Below are 17775 nucleotides of genomic sequence, written 5' to 3'. Positions count from 1 at the left end.
GAATATCTCATCAATTTTTTACGGAGTTGTTGAACGTCTTTCTATTTCCACCCCCACGGCTTCGATTTCTTCAAAAACATCCAGCTTTTCAATCCGTACCCGCACAACCTTTACGCGATTATCTGCCAGCACACCGGCGGCAATACGTTCAGCCAGCGTTTCCACCAGCCTTACGTGCCCCTCCGCCACAATCTGGCGTACCAGCACCACCACTTGCTCATAGGAAACTGTGCGGCTCAGATCATCCGCGCCAATTTCCAGATCTGTCCGATCATCCACACCGAACGAAACGGATACGCGAATACGTTGCGATACCCCCTGTTCGTGCGGAAAGACGCCAATATTGGCATCTAGAATCATGTTGCGGATAAACAGGCGGCGCAAAGGCGGCTGATCCGCCCATGGAGCAAAAACAGCCATTTTCTATTCTTCCAATACAGCACCGGCAGGCAAAGCCGGGGACCATTGTAAATGCTGCCCGCCATCCAATGCCAGCATCTGCCCTGTTACAGAGGGCAAAGCCAGCAGCGCCAGCGCAGCGCGCGCAACTTCTTGCGGTGATGTGCCATGCCCCAAAGGCACAGATGCACATTGCCGGGCAAACTGTTCTTCTGTCTGCCGCGTACTGGGTAATGCTGGCCCGGGGCCTATAGCATTCACACGTATGCCTTTGGGGGCCAGCGCTAACGCCATTGTTTGGGTTAACGTCCACAAAGCGCTTTTAGAAACCGTATAACTGACAAAATGTGGCGTAAGAGACCACACGCGCTCATCCAGCATGTTCAACACCATGCCCTGCGCCGTTTCTGGCAGCGCCTTGGCAAAATGCTGCATCAACACAAACGGGGCGCGTAGGTTGGGTTTAAGGTGTGCCATCCAGCTTTCACGGGTGACATTATGCCACTCATCCCGCTCAAACGTAGAGGCGTTGTTGACCAGAACACCCAGCGGCCCACCCAAGGCCGCAGACGCCTGTTGCACCAGAGGTTCTACCCCTTCTTCCCGCGCCAGATCAGCTTGCAACAGGCAGCTTTTTTGCCCGCATGCATTAATAGCAGCGGCTGTTTCCTGCGCATCTTCCTGCCCGGAGCGATAGTGAATCGCCACATCAAATCCGGCCTGCGCCAACCCTAGGGCTATGGCACGGCCAAGCCGAGCACCTCCGCCCGTAACCAATGCACGACGGGGAATAGCCGCCGAAATGGGAAAACCATTCAGTGGCATCGTGTCTGCCTCCTTTATCGTCATGCAGGGCGCCGTGCGCCCAGTGCTGCTGCCAAAGTGCCATCATCCAGCACATCCAATGCCCCACCCATCGGCACGCCTTGCGCAACACGGCTGACAGTCACGCCACCATAAGATGCAAGCTGATCCATGAGCCAATGCATGGTGGTAGCACCTTCCACCGTGGCACCTAGCGCCAGAATAATTTCGCGCACCGTGCCTTTGTTCAGCTTTTCAAACAGCGGAGCGACATCCAGATCTTCTGGCCCGATTCCCGCCAGTGGGGACAATGTGCCACCTAGAACCTGATAGACTCCACGATGCACGCCCGCACGCTCCAGCGCCCACAGATCACCCACCGTTTCCACGACACAGATCAGGCCTTGATCTCGCAAAGGATCAGAACAGATATGGCACGGGTTTATCGTATCCAGATTACCGCAGGATGAGCAGGTTTTTATAGCATTGCCTGCCCGCTCCATTGCGCGCGCTAAAGGTGCCAGCCGGGTTTGAGGCTCCTTTAGCAAATATAGCGCAACCCTGCGCGCAGAGCGCGGGCCAAACCCCGGCAACCGGCCCAAAAGCCGGATAAGCTGCTCTATTTCCTGCCCACCCATACCGGACAATTCTGCTACCCGTTCCGCTATATCAGAACGGCAGCTTCATGCCTGGAGGCAGGTTCAGGCCACCGGTCACTTTCTGCATTTCTTCTGCTGCTTTTTCATCCAGCTTTTTGCGGGCATCTGCACAGGCCGCCACAATCAGATCCTGCAGCATTTCCATTTCTTCTGGATCTGCCAGCTTGGGATCAATTTTAATGGAGCGCATGTCTCCTTTACCGCTCAGCACAACCTGAACCATGCCTGCGCCGGCTGAACCATCAATGTTCATGGCTTCCAGCGTGCTCTGCATTGCTTCCATTTTGGACTGCATCTGCGTGGCCTGCTTCATCAATGAGGCAAGATTTTTCATCAACTATCCCTTTATTCTCAAACTGCCCTGTTACTGGCAGCCTGTTGCTATATGTCACACCACACAGCCTGATGGGCGTGCATTACCTGCTCACCGGAGTCAGTCTGGAGACATGCCCGGATCATAGGGGCGTTCATCATCATCCAGAAACTCTGCATCCAACGGTGCAAAAAGCAGTTCTGGGGCCGGTTCTTCTGGCGGTAGGCCGTAATCATCCAAACCATGATCACGCACTTCGCCCAGTTCTGCATCCGGGAAAAACTTGAGAATGGCCTTCACCAATGGGTGAGCTTCAGCTTCCTTACGCCGAAACTGAATGATTTCAGCCCCCTGCGCATCCAAAGTGGGTTCGCCCTCTTCCTCCGAAAGCCCCACCCGCCATGACATACCCGTGGCACGATCCAAAACTTTACGCAGTTCTTGCGCGGCCCCAGAGGGCACGTGCTGTTCAAACCGCAACACAATATGCCCCGGCGCAAAGGACACCAGATGCGCCGCATGCCGAAGCTGACCGTGCAGGATGGCTTCTTTCTGATCCTTCACCAAAGCCACGGCTTCTCGCCATGTGCGTGGGTTGGGAAAAACCTGTGGTTCAGCAGAGGGAGCAGAAACCGGAGCAACGACTGGCACGGCGGCAGAAACACTTTGTCCACCACTCACCATACGCAATGGCGGCGGCTGATGCCCTGCTGAAGCTGATGGCGTAGGCAACGCAGAACTTGCCCCAGCCGTGGGGGCTTGAGAACTTCCACCTGTATTTGGAGAAGCTACTCCCTGCCCTGCTGAATGCCCCGCGCCAGAAAGACGTTTTATTAAATCTTCAGGAGATGGCATATCCGCCACATAACACAGGCGAATCAGCACCATATCTGCGGCAGCGCGCCTATCAGATGCGGTTTCCACTTCCTGCATCCCTTTTACCAGCATCTGCCACGCACGCATCAGCACAGGCACAGTAAAGGTATCAGCCATATGCGTGCCCCGCACACGCTCGGCCTCTGGCATATCTGCCGAATCGCGCAAGCTGGGAACGGCCCGCAAACGAGAAACCGTGTGCACCAGTTCCAGCATATCCCCCAACACAAGCCCGGGGTCTGCGCCGCGTGCATATGCTGCATCCAGCAACGCCAAAGCCTGCTCTGGCTTGCCTGTTAACACCGCTTCCAGCAGATCGAACACAACTTCCCGATCTGCCAAACCCAGCATGTCACTGATAACTGTGGCGCCAATTACACCATCTGCATCCGTTTGGCCGGTACCCTGCGCAATTGCCTGATCCAACAAGGAAAGCCCATCACGCACCGAGCCATCAGCAGCCCGTGCTACCAATGCCAGCGCATCTGGTGATAGGCGCACATGCTCTTTATCTGCGATGCGGGAGAACAACCCCACCAGTTCAGATTGTGGAACGCGCCGTAAATCAAACCGCTGGCAACGCGAAAGCACCGTTACCGGCACCTTCCGCAGTTCTGTCGTGGCAAAAATAAACGTAACTTGTGCAGGCGGCTCTTCCAGCGTTTTGAGCAGCGCATTGAAGGCATTGCGAGAAAGCATATGCACTTCGTCAATAATAAAGACCTTCATGCGCCCTTGCATGGGGCGGAAGCGCGTGGCTTCTATAATCTCACGCACATCATCTACACCTGTGCGGGAGGCAGCATCCATTTCCAGCACATCTGGGTGCCGATCGTTCAAAATAGCCACACAGTTTGCGCAAACACCGCATGGATCTGCCGTTGGGCCACCTTTGCCATCTGGCCCGATGCAATTAAGAGCGCGTGCAATAATACGGGCTGTAGTGGTTTTACCCACCCCGCGCACACCTGTAAGCATAAACGCGTGGGCCACCCGCCCCAGTGCAAACGCATTACGCAGCGTGCGCACCATGGCTTCCTGGCCAATCAGATCATCAAATGTGGTGGGGCGATATTTACGGGCCAGCACCCGGTACGGCGATGCTGCCTGATCCTGCGTTGCGGGAAGCTGCTCAACCACTTGTTGGGCAGGCTCATCACCAAACAGACCAGGGCCTTCCATTTCAGGATTGGGGAGTCCCTCATCCTGAGGAAGCTGCGCGTCTGTTTTGTCGCTCATGTCTTGCCCGAAGAAAAAGTTCACGCCTTGTTTTATATGCGAAACACGTGCCGCATTGGCGGAAAATAACGGGTGGAAAGCCGAACAATGACCCGGACGAAACTTACCATGGCTGCTTCCTTCCGGATCTGACCGGGTTGGCAAGGTGTCCGTCCACTGCCGACTTTCCGCTTTTTACATAACACTAAATGCAGGCAGATGCCAACCCTGTGTAATAGCTACCAAAGCCCGTTGCTTTACCTTCTGGCCATGAACAGGCTAAAAACAGAACACCCCAGAAGCACAGACCTGTGTATTAAGAGAGTTTTGCGCGTGTTTTTATTCCGCCCTTCCACTCCGCTTTTTCGGCCTCTTACTTTGGCATCCCTCTTTTTTATGGGCTCTCTTGCTGCCTCAGCAGTTGCGCGCGCAGATGATGACCCGCCAGCCCGTACAAACGTGCCAAATGTACAGTTACAAAAAGAGCTAGCTGTATTGCACTTTAAACCAGAAGCAGCTAGCCCGGCCTGTATTGATGCACTGAAAGAACTGCACAAAACGCAGGATATGCTTAAAGCTGAAGAAGCGCGATCTCATGATCAGGATCTGGCTATTGCGGAAGATGTGCTGGAATCTGATTTTGAAAATTCTATAGAAATGTGTGCACCAGATGTGCAGCGCCTGTGCGAAGCACCCAATCCTTCTGCCGAGCTGGCGCATACCTGTGAGAAAATTGACAGTCTGCCTGATTCTGCAAACTGATTTTTCTTTAAACCCAGAAAGGCCTGCCCCTGCATGCACAATCGCACCTTCTGGCGCGCTGTTTCCTGCCCGGCCGGGCCTTATGGCTGGCTACCACTTATTCTGATTGCAATATTGTTTTTTATAATCGGCTTTGTAACATGGCTGAATGGGCCTCTTATATCTTTTGTAAAAATTGCATTTTCCCTTGATGATATAAGCGCATTTTTTATCCCTTTCGTTTTTTATATTTCATATTTTTTATTCGCCATTCCGGCCGGTAAAATTGTAACAAAACAAGGCCTGCGACAAAGCCTGATATATGCTTTAAGCATTATGACAACAGGCATGATTGTTACAGGCCAATTTATGAAAGCATCATCTTACCTTGGTGCATTATGCGGATTTTTAATTCTGGGTAGCGGGTTGGCGCTTCTGCAGGTTGCTATAAACCCTTATATAAGCTTTTTAGGCCCAACTGATCGCGCTGCACAACGTATTGCAATTATGGGTATTTGCAACAAAGTTGGCGGCATTTTAGCTCCTATTGCTTTGGCAACGTTTGCCATGCCGCATATTGGAGATTTGCCACTTACTTACAATGCACAAAACAATTCGATCTTACAGCAACAATTCATTTCTACAATTTACTGGCCTTATATAGGAATGGCTACGCTTTTAGCTCTGACAACTTTGTATATAAAATGTTCAACTCTACCTGATATAAAAATATCTCATCTAAAAAACATAGAAACAAGCGTTCCTACAACTTCAAACCCAACCTTATGCTTTGGTGTTTTGGCCATGTTTCTTTACGTTGGTGTAGAGGTGTTGGCTGGAGATGCTATTGGAACCTATGCATCTGGATTTCATATTCCATTCAGAATATCCAGTCTTTTTACATCAGCTACTCTTGTTTGTATGCTTTGTGGGTATCTGGTTGGGTTAATATGTGTACCACGCCACATCTCTCAAGAGCGTGCACTTCTGCTTTCCTGCCTTACAGGTTTTGCCTTAAGCCTTCTGGCATATATGACTCATGGATACATATCTGTTGCATGCGTAGCGCTTCTTGGATTCTCAAATTCCATGATATTTCCATCTCTTTTTCCAACCGTTTTAAACTCCACCCACAACAAAACCTCTTTTGTCTCTGCGTTGTTGGTTATGGCATATTGTGGAGGTGGTATTTTACCACAATGCTTTGTATGGCTAAAATCCATTATAGGGTTTCAGGCAGCATTTTCAGCATTATCCTGCATATGCTATTTTGTAATTTCATTATTTATTTTACGTTTTTCAAAAACACCCCACAACACAAACACCTAATGGTTGGCTGATATGACCGAACTTTCCGGAAATCTTGTGCTTCCAAATACAATTGTAAGCGGAAGTATACATTTTGAAACCAGAATTCAGGATATTACACCTACTCAACATGAAACAGACCGCTATATTCTCCCTGGCTTTATCGACGGACACATCCACGGGGGCGACGGCGCAGATACAATGGATGGTGTAAAAGCCATTCACACCCTTAGCCGGTTTCATGCTCGGCATGGCACGACAACATTATTGCCAACAACCATCACCAGCCCTTGGCCGGATGTTATCAACACATTGCATGCTATTGCTGAAGTGACTGGGCAACAAATTCCAGATGGCCCCATGATACATGGCGCGCATCTGGAAGGACCTTTTGTGAGCCCCCATAAACTCGGGGCTCAGCCTCCTTTTAATATCGCCCCAACATCAGACAAGGTTTTAGAAGTTCTTGCTACAAACTGCGTGCGTGTTGTGACACTGGCACCGGAGCTTCCTCATGCACAAACTGCCATGGAAAGTTTTGCCAAAGCTGGCGTGCGTGTCAGCCTTGGTCATACAGTTGCCAGTTATGAACAAGCTCATCAGGCTATTTGTCATATTTGCAAATCTGGTGGTGTGGTTGGCGGCACCCATCTCTTTAACGCTATGCCCCCCATTGAAAGCAGACGCCCCGGCCCAGTTACCGCCTTAATGTGCAGTGACGCCTATGCCGAAATGATTTTTGATACACACCATATCCATCCAGCAACATTTCAACTAGCTCAACGCATTATGCCAGATCGGCTTGTTTTTGTAACCGATGCCATGCGTGCTGCTGGTTTGCCAGATGGGCCAAGCCAACTTGGTGGGCAAGACGTAATTGTAGAAAATGGAACAGCACGCTTGCCAAATGGTAGCCTTGCAGGAAGCGTGCTGACATTAGATGTTGCCCTACGCAATGCCGTAAATACCGGAACATCATTGCACGAAGCAGTAGCACTTTTAACGCGCAACCCAGCAAACTATCTAGGGCTGCATGACCGCGGCATATTAGAGGCCGGAAAACGTGCTGATTTTGTTGTAATGGATTCCAACCTGTATGTGCAGGAAGTATGGGTAAGCGGCCAGCGTATTTATTAAAAAAGACGGGAAGACTTTTTATGTTTCTTCCCGCCTTATACGCAAGATTTACTCTGAAAGTTGCAGAACGCTTTCCACGCCTTTGCGTGTGCCCAGCACTGCAGCTTTTTCTTTTACCGTAAGCTTATGTTCAACCTCAGAAACTGTGTGAGATTCTGAAAGTTTTACCAAACCCACAAGCTGATCCGCATTAATGGGATCTCCCGCTTTACGCTCTGGCGGCAGCATAGCCATATGCGCCTGCGCCAGCCCCACATCTGCCCGCAAAGCCCGCAAAGCATCTTCTGGAAGATCTGGAGTTTCATCACTTTCGCGGTCTTGCTCTACCTTTTTAAGAACATCCGGCATATTGGTTTCTTCCGGCACTAAAAGAAGGCCAGCTTTGCGAAAATCCAAGCCAACATTACGGCTGCTGGTAAACGCCACCAGAGGAATGGAAAAAACCAGCCCCAGCAAAACCGGTGTCATCCAGAAAAAAAGAGAGGGAGACACAACCCATGCTCCGGCCCCTAATAGCACACCAAAAATGGTAAAACGCCCATACTGACGGACAATATCCATAAATGGCACACCGCCATCATCTCGCCGCTGTGCATTCCAGCCGGAATCGTGGCCTGTGAGAATGGAGAATACACCGAGTGTTTGAATCAGCATGGCTATTGGTGCAATCAAACCGCCAATCAGCGTTTCCACTAATATGGAACCTGCCGCACGTATGGCACCACCACACCCTTTGCAGTTTTCCCTATCCAGCAACAACGCGATATACGCAAGAAGTTTTGGTGCTAGCAGCACAATCATGGTGCCGATAAACACATACTTCGCCTGCACAGGATCAACATGCGGCCAGTGTGGATAAAGAAGCTTTGTTTCCCCAAAATATTCTGGCCGCTCAAAATGAGCCTGAAGAGAAATTAAAATACCTGTCAACAAAAACACAAGCCACAAAGGCGATGTTACATAAGCCCCGATACCAACAACCATGTGCATCCGGCTGACCCAATGCAGCCCCTTTGTTGGCAGAACCTTGACGTGCTGCAAATTACCTTGGCACCAACGCCTATCGCGAATGGCAACATCTGTAAGGGAAGGAGGACTTTCCTCGTAAGAGCCATCAAGAGCTGGCACCATATGAATGGCCCAGCCCCCGCGGCGCATTAAGGCAGCTTCTACAAAGTCATGGCTCAGAATATGCCCACCAAAAGGTGGCTTGCCCGGCACATGCGGCATGCCTGCCTGTTCGGCAAAAGCGCGAGTGCGAATAATGGCATTATGGCCCCAGTAATTCCCCTCCGAGCCATGCCACCATGCAATACCGTACGCAATAACAGGCCCGTACACACGGCCCGCAAACTGTTGCAAACGTGCAAAAAGCGTTGTGCCACCAGTAATAACCGGAAGTGTCTGTATAAGGCCCACACCAGGGTTACGCTCCATGGCTGCGGCCATACGCACCAACGTGGCGCCAGACATAACGGAGTCTGCATCCAACGTAACCATGTGGTCATATGCTCCGCCAAAGCGGCGCACCCATTCCCCCAGATTACCAGCCTTACGCTCTACATTATTATGGCGACGGCGGTAAAAGATATGATCATATCCGCCAGTTTCTTCACGCAGCGCCAGGAAGGCTGCCTCTTCCTCTACCCATACATCCGGGTTTGTGGTGTCTGAGAGAATAAAGAAATCGAAGGCATCCAATTCCCCCGTTTCCTGCAAACTATCGTAAATAGCTTTCAACCCCGCCATAACACGGCGAGGAGGTTCATTATACGTAGGTAGCAGAACAGCATTCTGCCGTGTAAGCTGCGGCAGCGGGCCAGATTTGCTGATACCTAGCCCAAGGCCACCATGCGCAACCAGAGAACAGAACCCGGCAACAGAAGATGTAAATGCCAGTGCAATCCACATAAATAGAGCAATAAACAACAGCAGCATGATCACACCCAAGGTGGAAACACCTGCTTCATCCATCACTTTATGCGTGCGCCATGCCCCGTAGGCTGTCAGCAACAATGCTGATCCAATAACAACCAACCGACGCAGCACGATATTCCGCGGAGAAGTAAGAGGCGTGCGGCCACGCCCTGCCATATTGGGTGCAGCATGAAAATCCTGCACCGGCATATCCAACGGAGATTCTGAAGGGAGAGCACGAAACATTTGTGTAGAATCCGGCATGCTTACGGCGTCCATCGGTATAGCCACTGTTCAGACACTGGGCCCGTATCGGTTTCTAGGGCACAGCTTAAATCCGCCACCTTGGCATCACCTGGCACAAACTCAAATGTTGTGCGCCAACCATTAATTTCCGGATTTGGCTCTACAACAACATTACGAATTGTGCCCGCAGATGCTTGCGGAGAAACGTGGAAGTGCGTGTCTTTTGGCAGATGCTCAAAAGGTGCGCCCACAAAATCTATGGCGAAGAAACGAGCGGTCTTATCATCCACCACAGCGCCTACACGTGTGGCACCAATACGCGCCAACGGAGTGGGAAAAGGTGCATCCCATCCCCAGTACATACGATAGGTGAAGCTGTATTCCTTGCCAGCCAGCAAAGGTTCCTTGGGCCGCCAGAAGGCAACAATATTATCGTTTACTTCATTGGGTGTAGGAATTTCCACCAGATCTACCCAGCCGGAACCCCAGTCTCCAATAGGCTCAATCCACAGGGAGGGACGCTTTTCATAATGCAAGGCCAGATCTTCATAATCATGAAAAGAACGTCTGCGCTGCATCAGCCCGAAACCGCGCGGAGAGGTATCAGAAAATGTTGAAAACTGGAGATCAAGCGGGTTACGCAATGGGCGATAAAGCTGTTGGTCTGCTCCTGTCCACATTTGCAGAGCTTCGCTATCATGCGCAGCGGGGCGCCAGTCATCAATGTGGTTGCGATCGTTGCCATCAAAATAAAACATGCCCGTAAGGGGCGCGATGCCAGATTGTTCTATCTTGGTGCGTGGGAATAATGTGGACTGCACATCAAACACCGTGCTGTCACCGGGGCGGATGGTAAAACGAAACGCCCCTGTAAGAGATGGGCTATCTAACAACGCATGTATAACAACAGACTGCACGCCCGGCTGAGGTTTTTCCAACCAGAAGGCGCGAAAAAGAGCAAATTCCTCGCCTTTAGGATCACCCGTGCCATCAGCAAAGCCACGTGCAGAAAGCCCATAAATCTGGTCTTTACCTACTGCACGAAAATACGATGCCCCAAGAAAAACACAGAACTCTTCCATTACACCCGGGGTGTTAATGGGGGCACGTAGCCGCAAACCTGCAAAACCCAGATTATCTTCTACCCGCAAAGAAGGATCTGCATATGTAAACAAATCTGGAGAATAAGGAACGGCTGCTGCCTGCCCATTCTGCACTTCGTAAATTTCGATCCGCGGCTTGTATAAAAAACCACGCGGATAAAATTCCACATCAAAACCCAAATTATCGCCAGCCCACAAAGCGCGATCTGGACGGTAGGCAATGCTCCGGAATTGATCAAAATTCAGGTTTGAAAGTGCCTTTGGTAACGTTTGATCTGGCCCCTTGTAAGGTCCATTTGCCAGCCTGCGAGCAATCTGCGCAACTGTGTTATCATCAAATGCACCAGTAGCATTTGCTAGCCCTTCGGCATGTGCCCGCCCAATGGCACCTCCTACCAGCGAAGCCAGGGTAGCGCCTGCCCCTGCCTTGATTACATCACGTCGCTGCACATTTGCTGACACGTCTGTCTCCCGCTCTTTTGCTAAATTTTATGGGATGGTTGTTTCATTGTTCTGAATAGACCCATCTCATTCTGGTGAGGTTTTTTGTGGGCACGCAGACAATAAATTTTCCAGTTCCGCTATATCAGAACGAGCAGCCTGTGCTGCCTTATCTGCAATCTGCCGATACAGCGTGACAACAGTTTTACCTGTAAGTGTAAGAAAAGCCCCACCGCCACCGCCGGGCCGCGTGATAACCAGAGGTTCCTTAAAAAGCTGGTTCAGATTATCTACCAACAGCCATGTACGACGGTAAGACATACCCATGGCGCGCCCCGCCGCTGAAATGGAGCCTGTTTCTTCCAACTTTTCCAGAAGATGTATCTTACCATGCCCCAACGCAGGCTTACCATCTGCATCTAGCCGCAATGTCAGTCTTACTCGTGCCGTCATGCCTACCCACTTTTCCAGTTATCAGCCTTTAAGCTGAATAACTGTATAAGGAAAAAACGGAAATTCTATATGACTCCCAGCGCAGATACCACTTGGCGTTCCATGACACCAGATGATCTTGCCGGTGTTATGACATTAACTGCCCGCGTCCATCCCGATTACATGGAAGATCTGGTCGTTTTTGAAGAACGCCTGAAACTTGCACCTGATGGCTGCTTTTCTCTTGTGCGGGGTAAAGAAGTGCTTGGCTATCTGATAAGCCACCCATGGCAAGGCCTTGTTTCCCCGCCATTAAACACCTTGCTGCATACCCTACCTCGTAAGGTAGACAGTTGGTATATTCATGATCTTGCCTTATCCCCAACAGTAAGGGGGCAAGGGTTTGCGCAACAGGCTTTGCTATTGGCCGAACAGGCTGCGCGCAGGCAAAAACTGCATACTCTTTTACTTACATCTACCTGCCACGCCATTGGCTTTTGGCAGAAAGCAGGCTTTACGGATGCACCTACCAACAAAGCAGAACAGGCGGTGCTGGCATCTTATGATGCGCAAGCCCGCCTGCTCTATCGCGCTATAAGCTAGAAAACTTTAGTCACCTTCATGGTGTTCTGGTGCCACCATCATAGCCTCGGCAACAACGCCTGCGTGTTCACGCACGCGGCGTTCAATATCCGCGGCCATTTCTGGGTGATCACGCAAGAACTGCTTGGCATTTTCACGCCCCTGCCCAATGCGCTGGCTATCGTATGAAAACCATGAGCCAGATTTTTCAACAACTCCGGCTTTTACGCCAAGATCAATCAGCTCACCAACCTTACTGATGCCTTCGCCGTACATAATATCAAATTCTACCTGACGGAAAGGTGGTGCCATCTTGTTTTTAACAACCTTTACGCGCGTCTGATTACCTGTCACCTCATCCTTGTCCTTGATGGACCCGATGCGGCGAATATCCATACGCACGGAAGAATAGAACTTCAGAGCATTACCACCCGTGGTTGTTTCCGGATTACCAAACATCACACCAATTTTCAGGCGGATCTGGTTCAGGAAAATCATCAGAGTATTGGAGCGTGCCACCGTACCCGTAAGCTTACGCAAAGCCTGGCTCATCAAACGCGCATGAAGGCCAACATGGCTATCGCCCATGTCTCCTTCCAGTTCTGCGCGCGGCACCAGTGCTGCAACACTATCTACCACCAGAACGTCAATAGCGCCGGATCGCACGAGTGTATCTGCAATTTCCAACGCCTGTTCACCCGCATCTGGCTGGCTGATAAGCAGGTTATCTACATCCACGCCCAGCTTTTTGGCATAACCGGGGTCCAACGCATGCTCGGCATCAATAAAAGCACAAGTGCCACCACGCTTTTGTGCTTCTGCAATGGCATGCAGCGCAAGCGTGGTTTTACCAGAGCTTTCTGGCCCGTAAATTTCCACCACACGGCCACGGGGCAACCCACCAATGCCCAGCGCAATATCCAGCCCAAGGGAACCAGTAGGAATAACATCTGCCTCTACCTTGGGCCGCTGCCCCAAGCGCATGACAGAACCTTTGCCAAAAGCACGTTCAATCTGTCCCAGCGCGCCTTCCAGAGCCTTTGCCTTATCCATTTTTACCATTCCCTTCCTGTGGGCCGGACTGCCAGATGTACGTAAGGCCCTTGAATGTGCATAACGCACCATGCACGAAAGATTATGCGTTCAATTCCTGCCATAAAGCCCCTACGGCAGCAACGAATGTACTGGGTAACCGCTTTATGGAAACTTTTTGCTAATGTTGCGATCTCTACCTGTTCCATTAAGAACAAATTGGCAACTTTTCAAGATGGCAGCATAAAATTCATCTGCCATCTTTTAAGATTCTGAAAATTATCAGCTCTTTTTCCCATGATCGGAAGAAAGAGCCAGCCCAAACCCTCTGGGGTCAGTCCAACCAAAGCATTTACTGCCATCCCCCGGCAAACCGGCTGGGCAGGACACAAAATTGGCGCGCCCCACACCATTGGTCACCTGTGGGCGACTTCCCGCTATTGCTGCCTGCAAGGCTACGGCTGCCGTATCTGCCGCCACATTCTGCCCAGATGCCGTGGCCGCAGCCTGAAACTGGTTACCCCGGTGCGCAATAGCAACAGGCAGAAGCGGCAAAGGTTTCCGCACGGGGGAAGCCCCCAGCATAATGCCTGTAGACCCAGCAATACGCCCGGTACCAAACAGATTGTTCATGGTGAATGCACAACTTACAGATTCACCCTGTCTATCCGTCACCACAAAAGATGTGGAAGCAGGCAAGGCAGGTAGAACCGAGCCAGCAGGAATGTGGCCAGAATTCAGAAGAGCCTGTGCATCTGCAATACTGGTAGCAGCTCCTTTTGCACCCTGCCGCGCACGCCAACCAGATACAGCCGTTTCCGCCCTTACGCGGCCGCCATTTTGCCCCACATTGGAAAGATACGCCGCAGCCATACCAAACCCACCATCTGCAGGTGGCGGCAAGAAGCTGATATCAATGCCATCAACACGCGCTGTAAGCGGCTGTGCTGCCACAGGAATAGCTGCGCGCAAATCCAACGTTGTCAGCCCCGCACCGGCAACACGCGCAGCCTCTGCGAATGTCTGGCCCAGTGCGCCGGCGTAAAGATCGCCCACACCAGCAATACGCATCCGCTCCAGTGCACCCGCCAGACGTGTCTGCACCATCACGTCATCTGCTACCAATACGTTGCCGTTGGCATTGCCAAAAATGGCACGGGTTTTTTCATCTGCCAGCAAAGGTGCCTGTACAGCAGCAAGGTCAGACGCCAACAACCCGCCCACCGGCACACCACGAGAGGCCAGATTACGCGCAGGCAACAACAGATCAGCAAAATCCACACTGCCGTAACGCAGCTGCATTAAATACAGGCCGCGCGCCAGAATGGGAGCAGAGGCGGGACGATCCGCCCCGGTGTCATTCAGCCCGGCTCTGGGTAGAAATACAAAGGCCTGCCCAGCGCTTTCACCCGGCTTCCATGCCAGACATGCACCACCACCACCCAAAGAGGCTCGGGAAGGCAGCGTAACAGAAAGGGCCAACCCAAGAGCAGCCGCAGCATCTGCTGCGTTGCCCCCTTTAGCCAGAACATCACGCCCAACCAGAACGGCCTGCGGTTCATCCGCCACAACCTCTCCCACAAATCCTGTTTCCACAGGTTGCGCAACATGACTGCCAGAACTACAGGCTGGCAGAACAGAGGTAAGAGCAAGAGCCAAAGCCCCCGCACGCTTGCGAGAACCAGAAAGCACGGTTTTAAACCGCGTAAAACGGGGGATAATAGAACGGGCGGCCACGCCTTGCTTTCTCCACTACTGGGCCCGTCCGGCGGGCAGTCGTCTGGATGGTATTCCTCTGGATTAACCTGCTTTACGGCGGGCAGCAACAGCCCAACCTTGCCGTAATGACCGCACGTGCCATACCATTCCAGTTTATGGACAAGGACACCATGCAGAATCTGAAATCTTTCTTCCGCCTTACAGTAAGCGCTGGCGCATTGGCCACCGCTCTGTTTTGTGCGGACTCCGCGCCTGTACGTGCAGCAGACAGCAGCTTTACACCAGCCCAGCGTGCCGAAATTGTAAACATCATGCGCAACGCCCTGAAAACCGACCCCACTATTCTGTCGGATGCGATTGCCTCCCTGCAAAACCAAGCCGCAGCGCAGAAAAATGCCTCTGCACTAGACTTGGTACGCCATAACAAGCCGCTTTTTGGCGGAAGTTCTACTGATGTGGTGCTAGGGAACCCACAGGGCTCCCTGAATGTGGTGGAGTTTTACGATCCACGCTGCCCTTACTGCCGCAAGGTTCTGGATGATCTGGATGCGCTTGTTGCCGCAGAACCAGACTTAAGGCTGGTGGAAAAGGTTATCCCTGTTCTGGGGGCTAATAGCACACTGGATGCGCAGGCCATTATGGCCGCCGGCCTACAGGGCAAGTACATTCCATTCCAAAAAATCCTGATGGCGGATTCTTCTGCCCCCGGCATGGATCGAATCCGGAATGCAGCACATCAGGCAGGACTGGATACAGACAAGCTGGTGAAGGATATGAAAAGCTCAGCCGTTACCACAGCGCTGGCAAAAAATGTTGCTCTGGCCCGCTCCATCAATCTGGAAGGAACGCCCACCTTCATTATTGGGGATCAGGCAATTATTCCCGGTGCAGTTTCTCTGTCTGAACTTAAAACTGCCGTGGATAAGCTGAAAAGCAGTCACTAAACCTATTATGGCGGGTGCGGGCTTCAACCTCACCCGCCATAATGGTTTTTCTTACGCGGCGGAACAAGCTGCCTGGCGTGCGGGCATAATGCCTTCTTCACGCAGGAGCACACTCAGCGCGTTAATCAGATCATCCATCATCTCATCCGTATGGAACGGCCCCGGGGTTAGGCGTAGGCGCTCCGTGCCCTGCGGCACAGTTGGATAATTGATGGGTGTTGCGTAATGCCCATATTCCGTCAGCAAGCGGCGGCAGATGCGTTTGCAACGCTCTGCATCCCCAATAGGAATGGGCACAATGTGGCTGGGTGTCATGGTGAATGGCACACCCGCAGCCCGCAGCCGATGGCGGAATGTGTTCACACGTTCAAAAATAGACTCGCGCCGCCAGTTTTCCGCGCGCACCTTGCGCACGCTGGCAAGCGCCCCCGCCACAACCGGTGGCGGCAAAGCTGTAGTGAAAATAAAGCCAGAAGCTGTAGAGCGCAGGAAATCTACAATTTCAGCAGAAGCCGTAATGTAACCGCCATGCACACCAAAGCCCTTGGCCAGTGTGCCTTCGATAATGTCAACCTGATCGGCCACACCATCGCGCTGGGAAACGCCGCCACCTTCCTGACCGTACAAGCCGACAGCATGCACTTCGTCCAGATAAGTCAGTGCATTATATTTACGGGCAAGCGCGCAGGTTCCGGCAATATCGGAAATATCACCGTCCATGGAATAAACGCTCTCAAACGCAATCAGCTTGGGGGCATCTTTTGGCGCAGCGGCCAGTTTTTCTTCCAGATCTTTCAGGTCATTATGTTCATAAATGACTGTCTGAGATCCGCGCGCACCTTTAATACCCGCAATCATGGACGCATGGTTCAGTCGGTCTGAAAAACAGATCCAACCTGGCATGGATGTCAGAATGGTTTGCAGGCTGGCCTGGTTGGAAACATAGCCAGAAATAAACAGCAGCCCAGCTTCTTTACCATGCAGGGAAGCAAGTTCTGCTTCTAGCTGTGTATGCAGCGGGCTTGTGCCGGCAATATTACGCGTACCACCTGCGCCAGCTCCATGCTCCCGAATAGCGGCGATAGCAGCGTCCTGCACCTCCGGCACAACGCCCATGCCCAGATAGTCATTAGTTGACCATACAATAACTTCACGCCCTTGCGGCAGATCGCGCACAGCCTCTTCATACAGAGGAAAACGCTCTGCCTGACGCGCTAATGGCGTAAAGGTTCTGTAACGCCCCTGATGTTTGATCTGATCTAGCGCCTCATGGCAGTGATCATAAAAAGGATGGCGGGCGTTTTTTATCGCTCCCACGCTAACTTTCTCCTCGCTTCTCGTCAGAAACGGTCGGGGCATGGCGCGTACCCATCGGCCGTCTGGCCTGTGTGTTCACACGTTTGTGTATATAGTGCTGCTTACCGCACATACACCCGCACAACCGGTTTCGTCACGGAAGAATCCGGCATAGCGGACATTTCCACCTGCGCCTCTGATGCTCCAGCATTAATCATTTCCTGCAACACAGCACGGCCATCACCCTGCACCAAGTTCATCAGGGAAGATTGTTCCGCATCTGCATTGGCCTGTGGCGGCACAAGACATCTGACAACAAACAGAACATCAGGTTTGCGGCTAAGGGCAAGGCGCGTAATCTGATCAACCGGAGCTTCCCATTGCGATGCAGGGGTGCCAGCAGCCAGTTCAATCAATGGCGGCACAGGTGGCGGCCCCGGTGGCGGTGGCGGAATGTATGGCTTGGGTGCCACGCCTGCGTTTGGGTTGAAGGTTTTTTGATCAACCAGCTTGCAGCCTGTCATGCCAACCAGCACGCACCCCGCAACAACGACACGGAGAAAAGACCCTTTTTCTGTAACTCGGGAAACGGGCAGCATAACAGGACA

General features: G+C 51.9%; 17 protein-coding genes and 1 other RNA gene. 5 read left to right on the top strand and 13 right to left on the bottom strand.

The window, feature by feature from the left end:
* Positions 1-18: 18 nt before the first annotated feature.
* The 6 genes from folB to ffs all read right to left on the bottom strand — a co-directional run bounded on the left by folB (position 19) and on the right by ffs (position 4459).
* Entirely contained in the window at positions 19-420 is a 402-nt protein-coding gene (gene folB, locus FKW31_RS04155) for a dihydroneopterin aldolase (protein ID WP_006116645.1), read from the bottom strand.
* Between the two features lie 3 nt (positions 421-423).
* Positions 424-1224, bottom strand: a complete 801-nt coding sequence (locus FKW31_RS04150; protein ID WP_035350721.1) for an SDR family oxidoreductase — start codon at positions 1222-1224, stop codon at positions 424-426.
* Between the two features lie 20 nt (positions 1225-1244).
* Positions 1245-1841 (bottom strand): recombination mediator RecR, encoded by a 597-nt coding sequence (gene recR, locus FKW31_RS04145; protein ID WP_035350698.1) that lies wholly within the window; start codon positions 1839-1841, stop codon positions 1245-1247.
* A gap of 31 nt (positions 1842-1872) precedes the next feature.
* Entirely contained in the window at positions 1873-2196 is a 324-nt protein-coding gene (locus FKW31_RS04140) for a YbaB/EbfC family nucleoid-associated protein (protein ID WP_035350700.1), read from the bottom strand.
* A gap of 99 nt (positions 2197-2295) precedes the next feature.
* Entirely contained in the window at positions 2296-4290 is a 1995-nt protein-coding gene (locus FKW31_RS04135) for a DNA polymerase III subunit gamma/tau (RefSeq protein WP_150177886.1), read from the bottom strand.
* 71 nt (positions 4291-4361) lie between these two features.
* An RNA gene (gene ffs, locus FKW31_RS04130) (signal recognition particle sRNA small type) lies at positions 4362-4459 on the bottom strand.
* A 29-nt stretch (positions 4460-4488) separates the two neighbouring features.
* Between ffs and FKW31_RS04125 the strand changes: the two genes are divergently transcribed.
* The 3 genes from FKW31_RS04125 to nagA are packed head-to-tail and all read left to right on the top strand — an operon-like array spanning position 4489 to position 7455.
* On the top strand, positions 4489-5031 hold the full coding sequence (locus FKW31_RS04125) for a hypothetical protein (RefSeq protein ID WP_050793146.1): 543 nt from the start codon (positions 4489-4491) through the stop codon (positions 5029-5031).
* A gap of 33 nt (positions 5032-5064) precedes the next feature.
* On the top strand, positions 5065-6339 hold the full coding sequence (gene gluP, locus FKW31_RS04120; protein ID WP_150177884.1) for a glucose/galactose MFS transporter: 1275 nt from the start codon (positions 5065-5067) through the stop codon (positions 6337-6339).
* A 12-nt stretch (positions 6340-6351) separates the two neighbouring features.
* Positions 6352-7455, top strand: coding sequence for an N-acetylglucosamine-6-phosphate deacetylase (nagA, locus tag FKW31_RS04115; RefSeq protein WP_150177882.1), 1104 nt, complete (start codon positions 6352-6354; stop codon positions 7453-7455).
* A gap of 48 nt (positions 7456-7503) precedes the next feature.
* On the opposite strand, the gene mdoH is transcribed toward nagA, so the two are convergent.
* The 3 genes from mdoH to FKW31_RS04100 all read right to left on the bottom strand — a co-directional run bounded on the left by mdoH (position 7504) and on the right by FKW31_RS04100 (position 11615).
* A complete protein-coding gene (gene mdoH, locus FKW31_RS04110; RefSeq protein ID WP_193562037.1) occupies positions 7504-9636 on the bottom strand; it encodes a glucans biosynthesis glucosyltransferase MdoH in 2133 nt (710 codons plus the stop codon).
* Positions 9637-9638: 2 nt separating this feature from the next.
* Complete coding sequence (locus FKW31_RS04105) at positions 9639-11183, bottom strand: glucan biosynthesis protein (protein WP_063353261.1); 1545 nt, start codon at positions 11181-11183, stop codon at positions 9639-9641.
* Positions 11184-11249: 66 nt separating this feature from the next.
* Positions 11250-11615: a winged helix-turn-helix domain-containing protein gene (locus FKW31_RS04100; RefSeq protein WP_006116636.1), complete on the bottom strand. Its 366-nt coding sequence runs from the start codon at positions 11613-11615 to the stop codon at positions 11250-11252.
* A 69-nt stretch (positions 11616-11684) separates the two neighbouring features.
* Here FKW31_RS04100 and FKW31_RS04095 point away from each other — a divergent pair, with 69 nt between their 5' ends.
* The gene (locus FKW31_RS04095; RefSeq protein ID WP_150177877.1) at positions 11685-12197 is read left to right on the top strand and encodes a GNAT family N-acetyltransferase; all 513 of its coding nucleotides are present in this window, start codon (positions 11685-11687) and stop codon (positions 12195-12197) included.
* Between the two features lie 6 nt (positions 12198-12203).
* Here FKW31_RS04095 and recA read toward each other — a convergent pair whose 3' ends face one another.
* Complete coding sequence (gene recA, locus FKW31_RS04090) at positions 12204-13229, bottom strand: recombinase RecA (RefSeq protein ID WP_269320058.1); 1026 nt, start codon at positions 13227-13229, stop codon at positions 12204-12206.
* Positions 13230-13490: 261 nt separating this feature from the next.
* Positions 13491-14945 (bottom strand): gamma-glutamyltransferase, encoded by a 1455-nt coding sequence (locus FKW31_RS04085; RefSeq protein WP_150177875.1) that lies wholly within the window; start codon positions 14943-14945, stop codon positions 13491-13493.
* A 47-nt stretch (positions 14946-14992) separates the two neighbouring features.
* Here FKW31_RS04085 and FKW31_RS04080 point away from each other — a divergent pair, with 47 nt between their 5' ends.
* Positions 14993-15871: a DsbA family protein gene (locus FKW31_RS04080; RefSeq protein WP_063353258.1), complete on the top strand. Its 879-nt coding sequence runs from the start codon at positions 14993-14995 to the stop codon at positions 15869-15871.
* A 51-nt stretch (positions 15872-15922) separates the two neighbouring features.
* Here FKW31_RS04080 and hemA read toward each other — a convergent pair whose 3' ends face one another.
* Entirely contained in the window at positions 15923-17230 is a 1308-nt protein-coding gene (gene hemA, locus FKW31_RS04075; protein ID WP_006116631.1) for a 5-aminolevulinate synthase, read from the bottom strand.
* Positions 17231-17289: 59 nt separating this feature from the next.
* Positions 17290-17766 (bottom strand): hypothetical protein, encoded by a 477-nt coding sequence (locus FKW31_RS04070; protein ID WP_035352952.1) that lies wholly within the window; start codon positions 17764-17766, stop codon positions 17290-17292.
* Positions 17767-17775: the final 9 nt, after the last annotated feature.

Source organism: Acetobacter sp. DmW_136 (assembly GCF_008690365.1).
GTDB classification, from domain to species: Bacteria; Pseudomonadota; Alphaproteobacteria; order Acetobacterales; family Acetobacteraceae; genus Acetobacter; species Acetobacter oryzifermentans.
This window is presented reverse-complemented; position numbering and strand designations above follow the sequence as displayed.

Bases quoted from the DNA above. Each gene is read 5' to 3' on its own strand.
- FKW31_RS04095 (WP_150177877.1), top strand. From the start codon at position 11,685: ATGACTCCCAGCGCAGATACCACTTGGCGTTCCATGACACCAGATGAT.
- FKW31_RS04100 (WP_006116636.1), bottom strand. From the start codon at position 11,615: ATGACGGCACGAGTAAGACTGACATTGCGGCTAGATGCAGATGGTAAG.
- FKW31_RS04080 (WP_063353258.1), top strand. From the start codon at position 14,993: ATGGTATTCCTCTGGATTAACCTGCTTTACGGCGGGCAGCAACAGCCC.
- nagA (WP_150177882.1), top strand. From the start codon at position 6,352: ATGACCGAACTTTCCGGAAATCTTGTGCTTCCAAATACAATTGTAAGC.
- folB (WP_006116645.1), bottom strand. From the start codon at position 420: ATGGCTGTTTTTGCTCCATGGGCGGATCAGCCGCCTTTGCGCCGCCTG.
- FKW31_RS04135 (WP_150177886.1), bottom strand. From the start codon at position 4,290: ATGAGCGACAAAACAGACGCGCAGCTTCCTCAGGATGAGGGACTCCCC.
- FKW31_RS04070 (WP_035352952.1), bottom strand. From the start codon at position 17,766: ATGCTGCCCGTTTCCCGAGTTACAGAAAAAGGGTCTTTTCTCCGTGTC.
- FKW31_RS04150 (WP_035350721.1), bottom strand. From the start codon at position 1,224: ATGCCACTGAATGGTTTTCCCATTTCGGCGGCTATTCCCCGTCGTGCA.
- recR (WP_035350698.1), bottom strand. From the start codon at position 1,841: ATGGGTGGGCAGGAAATAGAGCAGCTTATCCGGCTTTTGGGCCGGTTG.
- mdoH (WP_193562037.1), bottom strand. From the start codon at position 9,636: ATGCCGGATTCTACACAAATGTTTCGTGCTCTCCCTTCAGAATCTCCG.
- FKW31_RS04125 (WP_050793146.1), top strand. From the start codon at position 4,489: ATGCCAACCCTGTGTAATAGCTACCAAAGCCCGTTGCTTTACCTTCTG.
- FKW31_RS04140 (WP_035350700.1), bottom strand. From the start codon at position 2,196: ATGAAAAATCTTGCCTCATTGATGAAGCAGGCCACGCAGATGCAGTCC.
- hemA (WP_006116631.1), bottom strand. From the start codon at position 17,230: ATGCCCCGACCGTTTCTGACGAGAAGCGAGGAGAAAGTTAGCGTGGGA.
- gluP (WP_150177884.1), top strand. From the start codon at position 5,065: ATGCACAATCGCACCTTCTGGCGCGCTGTTTCCTGCCCGGCCGGGCCT.
- recA (WP_269320058.1), bottom strand. From the start codon at position 13,229: ATGGATAAGGCAAAGGCTCTGGAAGGCGCGCTGGGACAGATTGAACGT.